This window comes from Saccharothrix obliqua (assembly GCF_019375475.1).
Lineage (GTDB): Bacteria > Actinomycetota > Actinomycetes > Mycobacteriales > Pseudonocardiaceae > Actinosynnema > Actinosynnema obliqua.
In genome coordinates this window covers 762,538-775,411 of sequence record NZ_JAHXGQ010000003.1, presented here as the reverse complement: position 1 = coordinate 775,411, position 12,874 = coordinate 762,538, and the positions used below count along the sequence as shown (strand labels likewise).

Genomic DNA, 12,874 nt, shown 5'->3' with positions numbered 1-12,874 from the left:
CGTCGGTGCGGTGTCCGCGGAGTTCCCGACCGCGGAGCGGCACCGTGGCCACCTGAGTGGTCGGGTGACCGGGTTCGTCGCATCCGGCCGCGTAACTGGGTTCGACGACGCGCACTGGCACAGATGGGCAACTGATCGACTCTCACGGGGCTGGTCGCCGTCCTGGCGCTGCGTAGGGTTCCGAGGAGGCGACATTCACGCACTCCGCCCGCTGCCGCCGAGCGTCCAGGCGCATCACCAATGCGAAGGAACCACACCCATGCGCGCCCTTGTGGTCGATCACGGCGAGGCCGGCCCCGTCCGGTTCGCCGATGTCGATGAGCCCGTGCCGTCCAACGACGAGGCGTTGGTCGAGATCCGGCACATCGGCCTCAACCTCGGAGAGCTGAAGTACCCGCACCTGTGGCCGGCCGGCGCGGTGCACGGCCACGACGCGGCCGGTGTCGTGGTGCGTGCCGCGGCCGACGGCTCGGGGCCACCCGAAGGCACGCGTGTCGCGCTGGGGATGTCCGCCCACGCGTGGGCGGAACGGGCGGCGGTCAACCCCGCCTCGCTCAGCGCCGTCCCCGACGGCGTGGACCTCGCCGACGGGGCCGCGTTGGGAATCGCCGGGGTCACCGCGCTTCGGGTGCTGCGCAAGCGTTCCCTGCTGGCGCGCGACGTCCTGGTCACCGGCGCCGGCGGGGGCGTGGGGCACTTCGCCGTCCAGTTGGCGGCGCTGGCGGGCGCGCGGGTGACGGCACTCGTGGGTTCCCCGGAACGGGCCGCCGGGCTCCGCGAACTCGGGGCCGACGAGGTGCTGACCGACCTGGCCGGTACCGAGCACCGGTTCGACCTCGTCCTGGACGCGGTCGGCGGGCCACTGGTGGCTCAGGCGTGGAGCGCGCTCGCCGAGGGCGGCACCATCCACCTGGTCGGTCACGCGTCGGGGCAGGAGACCACGTTCCCGCCCGAAGCCTTGTTCGGCATCGGTGAACCCCGCGGCATCACCACCTTCGGCGACCTGACGCCGACCGGCCGGGACATGACGGACCTGCTGGGCCTCATGGCCGCCGGGAGGCTCTCGGCGGCGATCGGGCTGCGCGGTGACTGGCGGGACGTGGGCGACGCCGTCCGGGCGCTGTTCGCGCGGAAGGTGCACGGGAAGATCGTCCTTGACGTGGTCTGAAGCCGAGAACGGGACGAACGATGGACGTACTCGCGGAGGAGTTCCGCGTGGCGGGCGCGCGGTGGGCGCCCAAGGTCGTGCTGCGGGCCGGAGGAACGTGGGGTGTGCGGCTCGACCCCCATCCGGCCGCGGCACTGCACGTGGTGTCCCGCGGCACGATGTGGCTCCACGTCCCGAGCGGGAAACCCCTGGAGGTGCGGGCCGGGGACGCCGTCCTGCTGTCGCCGGGCACCGCCCTCGGGATAGCCGGCGGGTCCGGTACGAGGCTGGGTCCCTGCGACCGGAAGGGCCAGGCCCTCACCGACGGCGGCGCCCTGCACCTGGGCTCGGCCCCGGCGCGCACCGAAGTGCTCGTCCTGCGCCACGAGCAGGAGGCGGGCACGCCGGTGCTCGCCTCCCTCGTCCGGCCCATGCACGTCACGAGCCGGGAGAACGCACATCTCCGGAAGACCGTCGAACTCCTCGCGGCGGAACTCGCGCAGCCGCAGATCGGCACCACCGCCGCCGTCAACAGCATCATCGACCTCCTGCTCATCCAATTGACCCGCGCCTGGCTGGCCCGCCACCCGGGGCAGCGGTCCGGCTCCTGGCCGGGCGCGCCGCGTGATCCGGTCGTGCGCGCCGCCCTGGCGCACGTCCACACCCGACCGGAACACCCCTGGACCACCGAGTCCCTGGCGGCTGCGGCGGCGGTCTCCCGGACCACCCTGCACCGGCACTTCCGGTCCGCCCTCGGGCAGACGCCGGGCGCGTACGTGACGCGGTGGCGCATGGACCTGGCGTCCGTCCGGCTCCGCGACACCGACGAGCCGGTCGAGTCGATCTCCGGCGCGGTCGGCTACGCCTCTCCGCACGCCTTCAGCCGGGCCTTTCGACGTGCTCGCGGCCTACCCCCGGGCGAGTACCGTTCCCGCCTTCGCCAAGAAGCCGGCCCAGAAATGTGAGGCAACTCACGTCCGTTTTGTCCGATTACCACGCCGCGTCGCCCCGCCATGATGCGAACGCGATTCACCGGAGCGGCCGGGTTCGCGACCACTCCGGACAAGACGACGTGGGAGTCTCCATGACCGAAGACAGGGCAGAGATGCCGCCGTTCCCGATGGCCCGCGCCGCGGGCTGCCCGTTCGACCCGGCGCCGGAGCTGACCCGGCAAGCCGAACGGGCACCGGTTTCCCGGGCGAGGTTGTGGGACGGCAGCGCCCCGTGGCTCGTCACCGGCTACGACGACGTCCGCGCGCTGTTGGCCGATCCGCGGATCAGCGTCGACGCCACCCGGCCCGGTTTCCCGCACACCAACGCGGTGAGCAGGGCTCGGGACACGACGATGAAGACGTTGATGCAGATGGACCCGCCGGAGCACACCGCCCAGCGGCGGTTGCTGACCGCCTGGTTCACGGTCCGGAGGATGGCGGCCCTGCGGCCCCGGGTCCAACGGGTCGTCGACGACCTCGTCGACGACATGATCGCCGGCCCGAAGCCGGTGGACCTGGTGGAGGCGTTCGCGTTACCGGTCCCGTCGCGGGTGATCTGCGAACTGCTCGGCGTGCCCTACGCCGACCGCGACTTCTTCCAGGGGGTGGCCCGCACGCTCGTCATGGACCGACCCGACCCCGAAGATGCCATGGCCGCCAGTGGGGAACTGAACGCGTACCTGGGGGAACTGGTCGTCAGGAAGCACGCCGACCCCGGTGACGACCTGCTCAGCACCCTGGCCGTGGAGCAGTTCGGCACCGGCGCGATGACTGCGCACGAGATCGCCGTGCTGGGCCAGCTCCTGCTGGTGGCCGGGCACGACACCACCGCGAGCATGATCGCCCTGGGCACGGTCGCGCTCCTGGCGCACCCGGACCAGCTCCGCCTGGTTCGCGACAGCGACGACCCCGCGCTGGTGGCGAGCGCGGTGGAGGAACTGCTGCGCTACCTGTCGATCACCCACACCGAGGCCCGCCGGGTCGCGCGGGAGGACGTGGAGATCGGCGGCCGGCTCATCCGCGCGGGCGAGGGCGTCATCGCGGTGAAGAGCACCGCGAACCGGGACCCGTCCGCCTTCCCGGACCCCGACGTGCTCGACGTCCGCCGCAAGGCGCGCCACCACGTCGCCTTCGGTCACGGCAGGCACCTCTGCCTCGGCGCTCCCCTGGCCCGGGTGGAGCTGGAGGTCGTCTACAGCACCCTCTACCGGCGCCTGCCCGCCCTGGCGTCGGCCGTACCGCTGGAGGAGCTGGTGTTCGACGAGAACGCGGTCTTCTACACGGTGCGTGAGCTACCCGTCACCTGGTGAGGCGGAGACCCGTCCACTGCCGTGGGCGGGTCTTCCACTGTGGACACCGGGTGCCCACACCATCGTAACCGCTGTGCCCCCGATCGCCCGCCGACCCGAACAGCCTGCCCGAAAGTTCCAGGTCCGCCCCGAGCGCTTCCGCTGCGACCGCGAATTGGTTTGACTACCCGCACCACCGACCGGGGAAGCCTCGACAGCGCACCGCCGTGCGTGCCCCGGTCGGTGCCCGGAGAGGGGGAAGCGTTCCATGCCAACCCGATCAGCGGTGATCCGTCGTGCCACGCGGCGGGTGCTCGCACTGCTCGCGGTCGTGGCCATGGGCGTCGTGTTCCCGACGGCCGCACTCGCGCACGACCAGGTGTCCACTGTGGACGTCGACCCGGTGCGGGGCGACGAGGACCGCGCCGACCGGGACACCCCGTGGGGGCCGCTGTCCCAGTACGACCGGAACCTGCTCATCAACGTCCGCTGGGCCAACCTCTGGGAGGGTCCCACGAGTCGGCAGGTGGCCGAGCGCTCCACGAACTCACGGGTTCGCGCGGTCGCCCGGCAGCTCTCGGAGGAGCACCACGTGCTCGACGAGATGGTGGGCCGGACCGTTGCCCAGTTGGGCATGCCGCTGCCGGACTCGCCGACCCCTCTGCAACAGGCGTGGCAGGAGGAGATCCTGGGCAAGGACGGCCACGACGCGGACGACGCGTGGGCCAACCTCACCAGGGAGGCGCACGGCACGATCTTCCTGCTGATCGCCCAGGTCCGCTCCGCCACCCGCAACGACGTGATGCGCTCGTTCGCGCAGACGGCGAACGAATACGTGATGCGGCACATGACGTTGCTGGAGAGCACGGGACTGGTCCGGGCGTCATCGCTGTACGTGGGGTCGACCGACGGCGCACCGCACCAGCCGCTGCCGGGTCGCGGCGAGGTGTTCCTAGGGATCGCCTTGGCGTTGCTGGCGATCGTCGGGACGTTCTTCGTCGTGCGGCTGTTCGCCCGCTACGAGCCGAGGGCCGCGGGATGAGCGTCGACGTGGTGCTGGCGGCCGGGATCAACGCCCACGACAACGGGGTGCGTGAGATCGCCGCGCTGTCCGCGCGCCTGGCGTACCTGCTGATGTGCCTGACCCTGTGCTGGGGCGTCCTGACCGCGACCGGGTGGGTCCGCCGCGTCACCGGGCACCAGGCGTTGCGCGGCGGCCACATGGTCTTGGCCGCGTTCACGCTCGGCGCGGCGGGTATGCACGCGTCGGCACTGCTGTTCCTGGACGAGCGGGTGGTCACCGGCTTCCAGGTCGTCGTGCCGTTCATGAACGGGGAGTTCCGGCACGCCCTCGGCATCATCGCGTTCGACCTCATGGTCGCCATCGCGATCACCGCCGGTCTGCACCGCTTCTTCCGCTACCGCAACTGGTTGCGGTTCCACCAGCTCGCCTACGCGGCGATCGCGCTGGGCGTGGCGCACTCGTGGCTCGGCGCGTGGGCCAACAGCGACGTCGACCGCTGGTGGATCGCCGGCCTCACCGCCGCCGCGCCCGCCCTGGTGCTGGCCGCCATGCGGGCCGCACCGCCCGTGCTGCTGATCCGGCTCGGCCTGGTCGACGGCGAGACCGCGCCGCCCGAACGGCTGGACAAGTCCGCTCCGCTGGTGGTGAGCGTGGACAACCAGCGCTGCCACCGCTACGGGTTCTGCCAGACCGAGGCGCCGGACGTGTTCCACCTCCGCGAGGACGGCCGGTTGCAGTACCGGCAGCACCCCGGCACGGCACGCAACCAGGACGTCCGGTCGGCCGCCAGGGCGTGCCCGATGCGGGCCATCCAGCTGACGGGGGTGCGGCGGTGAACCGGGTGGCGATCGTCGGCGGTGGCCTGGCCGGGATGCGCGCGGCCGAGCGCCTGCGCGAACTGGGCCACGCCGGCGAGATCGTCGTCATCGGCGCGGAGGGCGGGCTGCCCTACCACCGTCCGGCGCTGTCCAAGCAGTTCCTCACCGGGTCGCTGAGCGCGGCCGAGCTGGAGATCACCCCGCTGGACGACCTGGACGCCTTGTGGCGGGCGGCGACACCGGTGTCCGCGCTGGACCACCGGCGGCGGGTGCTGCACCTGCCCGGCGGCGAGGAGTTGCGTTACGACGGGCTGGTCATCGCCACCGGGGTGGAGGCGCGGCGGCTCAACGGCGGGCAGCACGGCCACCAGCGGGTCGTCGCGCTGCGCACGATCGCCGACGCCAAGCGGCTGCACCGCGCGCTCGCGGGCAACCGGCTCCCGGTCGTGGTGCTGGGCACCGGGTTCACCGGCTGCGAGATCGCGTCCAGCCTGCGGTCCATGGCACGGGACGTGGTCCTCGTCGGCCGCTCCTCCGCCCTGATGGCCAACCTGCTGGGCCCGGAACTGGGCGGGCGGCTGACCGACCTGCACCGCCGCAACGGCGTCGGGCTGGCGCTCGGGACCACCGTCGAGCAGTGGTCGCCCGGCCCGCGCAGCGTGGTGGTCCGCCTGTCCGACGAGCGCGTGATCGAGGCGGCGTGCGTCGTCGTGGCCGTGGGGTCGGTGCCGGCCGTGTCGTGGCTGCGCGACGCGGGCGTGACGATCGACGACGGCGTGGTGTGCGACGAGACGTGCCACGTCGTCGGGCTCGAAGACGTGGTGGCGGCGGGTGATGTGGCGCAGTGGCCCAACACGCGCTTCGACCCGCGACCGCGACGCGTGGAGCACTGGACCAACGCCATCGAGATGGGCCGGGCCGCCGCCGAATCCCTGCTCGCCGGCCGCGCGTCGGCCGTGCCGTTCACGCCGGTGCCTCGGTTCTGGTCGGAGCAGCACGGTACGCGCATCCAGGCCGCGGGCGTACCGGCGCTGGGCACCGCCACGGTCGCGCTGCGGTCCGGCGGTCGGGGCGTCACCGGGTACGTCCGGGACGGCCGCCTCGTGGGCGTGGTCGGCTTCGACAGCTCCGCCGCGGTGCTCGCCCACGCCGACCTGCTCGCGCGGGAGCCCGTCCGGGTCCAGGCCCCTCGGCGGGTGTCGTTTCTGCGGGCCGTGCGCGCGGCCGGACGCTGACCAGGGAGGAGGGTCGCCATGAGAACGAGGCCACTGGTGCTGCTCGCGCTCGGCGGGCTGGGTGTCGCGGCGTTGTTCGCGGTCCAACCGGTCTTCGAGGGCGTGGTGGAGGCGGACACCCGGGTGGTGCGGGCGCCCGCACCCACCGGCGGTGACCACGACGGCGGTGATCGCGGTGGCGGCACGCTGCCGGGCACCTCCGGCACGGCGGTCGGCTTCACGGTGCTCGGCGGCAAGCTGTACCTGGTGACGGCCGGCGACCCGGGTGCGGTCGCCACGTACACCGCCGCCGCCGCGAAGGGCGCGCCGCCGGCCCTGCGGTGTGCTGCCGGCACCACGCCCGCACCGTTCACCGCCTGGGAGCTGCGTGGCCGGGGCGGGCTGCCGCCGCTGGCCGAGGACGGCCGGCTGCTGACCGCGCCGGCCGGTGGCGAACGACTCGCCTGCGCGGTGACCGGTGCCTAGCCGGGACGAGCCGGTGGACCCGGCCACCACGCCGCACCGACGCCGGGTCGTCCAGCACGGCGGCTGGTCCGCCTACCAGGAGTGGGCCGGCCGCGACTTCCGGCCGCGCGAGCCCGCCGAGGAGACCGGGACCGGTGCCGTGGACACGGTGGTCGTGGAGGTGCTGACGCAGCTCTCCCCCGTGACGTTGCCCGACTGGTACGTCGAACGCGTTGCCGCGCAGGCGCCCGAAACGTGCCGGTGGTCGCCGTCGCACGACCACGGCGGTTCCGCGTGCACACCGGAGTGCGAGGTGGAAGCCGCGCCCGTCCGGCCGTACGTGCGTGCCGGTGGCCGGGCCGAGCCGGCGCACGAGCTGCGGTTCGAAACGGTCATCACCGCCACCGGGCGGCACGAGGACTGGTCGGGTGACCGGGAACTGGACGAGGACCAGCTCCGCATCTGCGCGCACTGCGCGTCGCCGCAGTCCGTGGCCGAGGTGGCGGTGGCGATCGACGCGCCGATCGGCGTGGCGAAGGTGCTCATCGGGGACGCGCTCGACCGCGGTCTGCTGGAACTGCACGAAGACCCGCCGTCCCACGGTGGACGGCCCACCCTGGCGTTGCTCAAGCGCGTCCACGAGAGCTTGGCGAGGTTGGCGTGAAGCACAGGTGGAGCGCACCCGCCCGGATCTCCGCCGCGCTCGCGGCGGCACTGGTGGTCGCGATCGCGACCACCACCGCCCTCGCCCTCGGCGGCCTGGCCACCCGTGACGCCGACCGGACCGCAGCGCGAGCCGCCCGCGACGCGCACGCGGTCACCGCGGTGCTGGTCGCCGTGCAGGACGAGCGCGAGCTGAACGCGGCGGCGGACGTGCGACCGGACGGGCCGACGCGGTTGGCCGCCGCCCGTGCCGAGACCGACGCGGCGGTCGCCCGGTCGCGTGGCGGGTCGGACGACCCCGCCATCGCGCGTGACCTGCTCGCCCGGCTCGACGACGTGCGCGGGGTCGTCGTACCGGCACGTGCGGTCGAGGGTTACTCCGCGATCACCGGGGCGCTCCTGGACCGCATCGCCGATGCGACGTGGGTCCACCGGCTGGCCGGGCTGCGCGAGCACCTGGGCCGTCGCCAGGCGTTGATCGGGATCGGGCTCGCCGCACGCGACCTGCCCGACCCGGAGCTGGCGCGTGCCCGCGACGCGGCGGCGCTCGCGGCCGAACGACGGCGCGAGTTCACCGCCACCGCGCCGCGGGACGCGCGCGAGACCTACGCCGCCGCGGTGCACGACGACGCCATCGCGGCCGTGGACCGCATCGCGGACGCGGTGATCGGCCGGGACGGGCGGTTCCACCCGGGTGTCGCCGCGCAGCAGTGGGTCGAGGTGTCGCAGCCCGTCGCGGACGGCCTGCGTGCCGCGTTGACACGCATGACAGGCGGTGTCGTCGCGGCGGCCGAGGCGCGGGCGGCGGACTCCGCCACGACGGCGCGGAACCTCGTCGTCGTGCCGGGTATCGCACTCGTCCTGGCGGCCGTGGCCGCCGCGGTGGCGTTGCGCCGCCTGCGTGCGTCGATCCGGTCGTTGCGCTCGGCGGCGGTCGACATCGCCGAGCGCGAGCTGCCGGCGGCGTTGCTCGGCGCGCGGGACGGGAGGGTGACCGGTGCACGGCCCGCGATGCCCGACCTGGGCCCGGACTTCCGCGGCGTCGGGGCCGCGTTCGACGCGGTGGTGGACGAGGCGCTGTCCGCCGCCGCCGAGCAGGCGAAGCTGCGCTCCGGGTACGCCGAGGTCTTCGTCACCGTGTTCCGCCGCAGCCAGTCGCTGGTGCAGCGGCAACTGCACCTGGTGCAGCGGTTGGAGCAGGAGGAGGACTCGCCCGACCGGTTGGCGCAGCTCTTCCAGCTCGACCACCTGGTGACGCGGATGCGGCGCAACAACGAGAACGTCCTGGTGCTGTCCGGCACCGAGCTGGTCCGCAAGTCCGGCGCGCCCGTGCCGGTGGCGCACCTGGTGCGTGCCGCGATGTCCGAAGTCGAGCAGTACCAACGCGTTGAGGTCGTCGACGCGCCCCGGGCGAAGGTCGTCGACACGGCCGCGGGCGATCTGATCCGGATGCTCGCCGAGCTTCTGGACAACGCCACGTCGTTCTCCGCCCCGGAGACCACCGTGACCACCCAGGCGCAGGTGCTGCGGGACGGCAGCCTGTCGATCGCCGTGGTGGACAACGGGATCGGCATGTCCGACGCGCAGGTGCGTGCCGCCAACGAGCAGCTGACCCGGCTGGGTTCGCTGGAACTGGCCACGTCCCGCCGCGTCGGCCTGCTGGTCGTCGGCAGGCTCGCGGGCAGGCGGGGCATCGCGGTGGAACTGCTGGGAGGCGACAACTTCCCCGGTGTCACGGTGCTGGTCACCGTCCCGCCGGAGCTGGTCGTGGAGGCCGAGCGGCCGGGGTGGGCCGATCGCCGGCACGCCCTGAGGGCCGCCGAGCACCGTCGCGCGACGCGGGACGAGGCCACGCGCCCGCCGGTCGCCCCGGCCGAGCACCGCGCCGGCGACCAGGTCGGGCTGCGGACGGAGGTCCCGGCCGGGCCGCGGGCAGGCGTTCCGGCCGCGCAGTGGGTGGAGAACCCCGCCGGGCAGCGGGTGGACGTGGTCGAGGCGGCGCACGCGGACGTGCCCGGTGAGCTGCCCACGCGCCGCCCCAACCGCCTGGTCGGGCGGGCCGCCGCGAAACCACCCGCCGAGCGCGCCGCGTCGGCGTGGTTCCGCGCCCGCGACACCGCCGCGCGGCCCAGGGCGGCCTCCGTCGCCGTCGGGCTCCGCGACCGCCCCCGCAACTGGGCGTCGGTCGCCGACGACGGGTGGAGCGTCGTGGAAACGGTGTCCGAACGGGATGACTACACCTACACCGAGGACGGCCTGCCCGTGCGGCAACGGGGCGCGCACCTGCTGCCCGGCAGCGCGCGGGGCGACGACGAGCGGGACCGCGACCGGCCGGTCGAGCGCGACCCGCTGCGCACGCGCAGCCGCATCGCGAGCTTCCAACAGGGACTGCGCCGCGCCCGGCGGGGATCGACCACCCGGGCGGGCGGGTGGCAGGCGTTGCGCGACAGGGGCGACGGCGCCTGACCGCGCCCGCCCGGAACCCAGAACGCGGAGGAACACGTGGCACACACCGCTCAGGACACCGAGTACGACTGGCTGATCAACGATTTCGCGAACCGCGTGCCCGGTGTGGCGCACGGCATCGCGGTGTCCGCCGACGGGCTGCTGCTCGCCGCGTCGGCGAGCCTGCCCGAGGACCGCGCCGACCAGCTCGCCGCGGTCGCCTGCGGCCTGGTGAGCCTCGCCGACGGCGCGGCGCAGTGCTTCGAGGCGGGCAACGTCAACGAGACCATCCTGGAGATGGACGCCGGGACCATGCTGCTGATGTCCATCAGCGACGGTTCGTCGCTGGCCGTGCTGGCCGACCCGGGGCACGACATCGGGCAGATCGCCTACGAGATGGCGTTGCTGGTGGACCGGGTCGGCCGCACGTTGACGCCCGCGACGCGGGACGACGCCGGCGCGTGACCGCCGCGGTGGAGAGGGGTGTGGCCATGACGGACGACAGGAAGCCCGGCGTTCCGCGCAAGGGGGTGACATCGGTGAAGATGGTGGTCGCCGGGAGCTTCGGCGTCGGCAAGACGACCTTCGTCGGCGCGGTCTCCGACATCAAGCCGTTGACGACCGAGGCGGTGATGACGGCGGCGAGCACCGGGTTCGACGACACCAAGCGGATCCCGCTCAAGGGCAGCACGACCGTGGCGATGGACTTCGGCCGGGTGGAGCTGGAGGAGGACCTGCTGCTGTACCTGTTCGGCACGCCGGGGCAGGAGCGGTTCTGGTTCATGTGGGACAACCTGGTGCGCGGCGCGATCGGGGCCGTGGTGCTGGTGGACACCCGCCGGTTGGACGACTCGTTCACGTCGATCGACTTCTTCGAGAACCGCGAGATCCCCTACGTCGTCGCGGTGAACACGTTCGACGGCATCCTGCACCACTCGCTCGACAGCGTCCGCCGGGCGCTCGTGCTCGACCCGGCGGTGCCCGTGGTGAGTTGCGACGCGCGCAACCGCACGGAGGTGAAGCAGAGCCTGCTGCGCCTGCTGGAGCACGTGATGGAGGGTGCGGACGACCCCGCGCCGATCGGCAGCCCGGCATGACGAACCGCACCGGCCCCGTGGACCTCCGCACGAAGGACTTCGAGCGGGTCCTCGCCGAGAACGACTTCCTGGTGCTCAACTTCGTCGCGCGGTGGTGCGGGCCGTGCCGGGCTTTCCTGGTGGCGTACGCCGACACCGCGGGCGAGAACGACGACATCGTGTTCGCCCTGGTCGACGTGGACCGGGAACCGGACCTGGCGGTGGCGTTCGACGTCACGGCCATCCCGAAGGTCGCCGTGGTGCGTGGTGGCGCGGTGGTGTTCTCACACGAGGGCGCGCTGCCCGAGGACGCGTTGCGGGACGTGCTCCGGCAGGTCCGGGAACTCGACGTCGAGCGCCTGCGCCGGGCGGTCGCCGAGGCGTCCGGCTGAGAGGGGCGGTCATGGCTGTGCGTCGCGTGCCCGTGATACCCACCGATGTGCGGGTCGGTCGTGCGTTCGTCGTCCCGTCGACCTCCTGCGCCCCGCCCCTGCCGGACCCCCAGTCGCCCGTCAACCGCGTGCCCCTGCTGGTGGCCGGTGTCCTGGCGGTGGCCGCGACGGCGGTGGTGTGGTCGTCGCACGGCGCGCGGTTCGGCACGTACCTCGGGCTGGGTCTGCTGCTGGGCGTGTCGTTGTTCCACTCCCGGTTCGGCTTCGCGTCCGGGTGGCTGCGGCTGGTGTCGGTCGGCAACGGCGCGGGCCTGCGCGCGCAGGCACTCATGCTGGGCACGGCCGCGACGGTGATCGCGCCGATCGCGTCCGGCGGGTTGGGGTTGTTCGGTGCCACACCCGTCGCCAGGGCGGGTGACATCGGCGTGCCGCTGGTGGTGGGCGCGGCGTTGTTCGGGGTGGGGATGCAGTTGGCGGGTTCGTGCGCGTCGGGGACCCTGTTCGCGGTGGGCGCCGGGCAGACGTCCATCCTGCCCGCGCTCGCCGGTTTCGTCGCGGGTTCGGTGCTGGGCACGGGTTTCCAGCCGGTGGTGGACCGGCTGCCCGGGGTGGGTGGCGTGCTGCTGGCCGACCACGTCGGGTGGTTCGGGTCGTGGGCCGTGACGGTCGGGGTGCTGCTCGCCGTCGTGGTGGCCACCGCGGTGGTGCAGAACCGCCGCGTGCCGCCGCCGGAGGAGCCCGTGCCCACGGCGCGTGGTTTCGCCCGGCTGTACCGGGGTTCCTGGTCCCTGCCCGCCGGTGCGCTGGTGGTGGGTGCGCTGGCCGGGCTGGTGTTCCTGGCGTCGGGCGCGGTGTGGGGCGTGACGAGCGGGTACTCGTTGTGGGGCGCGAAGGTGCTCCAGGGGGTCGGCCTGCACCCCGAGCAGTGGCAGTTCTGGCGGGACCAGCCCAACGCCGCGGCCCTGGCAGGTCCCCTCCTGCGGGACCGCACCAGCCTGACCAACTTCGGCATCATGATCGGCGCGGCGGTGGCGTCGGCGGCGGCGGGCGGGTGGCGGCTCGGCGGGGCGGTGCCGTGGCGGGTCGTGGTGGCGTCGTTGCTGGGCGGCCTGCTGATGGGCGTGGGCGCCCGGATGTCCGGCGGCTGCACCATCGGCGCGCTGCTCGGCGGCATCTCGACCGGCAGCCTGCACGGCTGGCTCTGGGCCGCCTGCGCGCTCGGCGGAACGTACCTGGGGTTGCGCCTGCGCCCCGCGTTCGGGCTCACCAACCCGAAGCCCGACCACGGCACCTGCTGATCGCGGCACGGGCGGGAACGCGGGAACCCGTGCGCCGCGCGCAGGGCGCGG

General features: G+C 73.6%; 13 protein-coding genes. All 13 read left to right on the top strand.

Annotation, left to right across the window (positions count from 1 at the left end; all coding sequences use genetic code 11):
• The first annotated feature begins 259 nt into the window (after positions 1–259).
• Entirely contained in the window at positions 260–1,168 is a 909-nt protein-coding gene (locus tag KZQ38_RS13075; protein ID WP_219441589.1) for a zinc-binding dehydrogenase, read from the top strand.
• 20 nt (positions 1,169–1,188) lie between these two features.
• Positions 1,189–2,112 carry an AraC family transcriptional regulator gene (locus KZQ38_RS13070; RefSeq protein ID WP_219441587.1) on the top strand — a complete coding sequence of 308 codons (924 nt, stop codon included), beginning with the start codon at positions 1,189–1,191 and terminating at the stop codon, positions 2,110–2,112.
• A gap of 119 nt (positions 2,113–2,231) precedes the next feature.
• Positions 2,232–3,449, top strand: a complete 1,218-nt coding sequence (locus KZQ38_RS13065) for a cytochrome P450 (RefSeq protein WP_219441585.1) — start codon at positions 2,232–2,234, stop codon at positions 3,447–3,449.
• A 247-nt stretch (positions 3,450–3,696) separates the two neighbouring features.
• Entirely contained in the window at positions 3,697–4,470 is a 774-nt protein-coding gene (locus tag KZQ38_RS13060; protein ID WP_219441583.1) for a DUF4142 domain-containing protein, read from the top strand.
• On the top strand, positions 4,467–5,288 hold the full coding sequence (locus KZQ38_RS13055) for a 4Fe-4S domain-containing protein (RefSeq protein WP_219441581.1): 822 nt from the start codon (positions 4,467–4,469) through the stop codon (positions 5,286–5,288). The genes KZQ38_RS13060 and KZQ38_RS13055 overlap by 4 nt, the downstream gene beginning before the upstream one ends.
• Positions 5,285–6,505, top strand: coding sequence for an NAD(P)/FAD-dependent oxidoreductase (locus tag KZQ38_RS13050; protein ID WP_308258369.1), 1,221 nt, complete (start codon positions 5,285–5,287; stop codon positions 6,503–6,505). The genes KZQ38_RS13055 and KZQ38_RS13050 overlap by 4 nt, the downstream gene beginning before the upstream one ends.
• An 18-nt stretch (positions 6,506–6,523) precedes the next feature.
• A complete protein-coding gene (locus tag KZQ38_RS13045) occupies positions 6,524–6,970 on the top strand; it encodes a hypothetical protein (RefSeq protein ID WP_219441580.1) in 447 nt (148 codons plus the stop codon).
• Entirely contained in the window at positions 6,963–7,613 is a 651-nt protein-coding gene (locus KZQ38_RS13040; protein WP_219441578.1) for a DUF742 domain-containing protein, read from the top strand. The genes KZQ38_RS13045 and KZQ38_RS13040 overlap by 8 nt, the downstream gene beginning before the upstream one ends.
• The gene (locus KZQ38_RS13035) at positions 7,610–10,078 is read left to right on the top strand and encodes a sensor histidine kinase (RefSeq protein WP_219441576.1); all 2,469 of its coding nucleotides are present in this window, start codon (positions 7,610–7,612) and stop codon (positions 10,076–10,078) included. Before KZQ38_RS13040 ends, KZQ38_RS13035 begins: the two co-directional genes overlap by 4 nt.
• 36 nt (positions 10,079–10,114) lie before the next feature.
• Entirely contained in the window at positions 10,115–10,522 is a 408-nt protein-coding gene (locus KZQ38_RS13030; protein WP_219441574.1) for a roadblock/LC7 domain-containing protein, read from the top strand.
• Positions 10,523–10,548: 26 nt separating this feature from the next.
• A complete protein-coding gene (locus tag KZQ38_RS13025; protein ID WP_219441572.1) occupies positions 10,549–11,154 on the top strand; it encodes a GTP-binding protein in 606 nt (201 codons plus the stop codon).
• Complete coding sequence (locus KZQ38_RS13020; protein WP_219441570.1) at positions 11,151–11,525, top strand: thioredoxin family protein; 375 nt, start codon at positions 11,151–11,153, stop codon at positions 11,523–11,525. The genes KZQ38_RS13025 and KZQ38_RS13020 overlap by 4 nt, the downstream gene beginning before the upstream one ends.
• An 11-nt stretch (positions 11,526–11,536) precedes the next feature.
• Positions 11,537–12,823 carry a YeeE/YedE family protein gene (locus KZQ38_RS13015; RefSeq protein ID WP_219441568.1) on the top strand — a complete coding sequence of 429 codons (1,287 nt, stop codon included), beginning with the start codon at positions 11,537–11,539 and terminating at the stop codon, positions 12,821–12,823.
• The last annotated feature ends 51 nt before the right edge of the window (positions 12,824–12,874 follow it).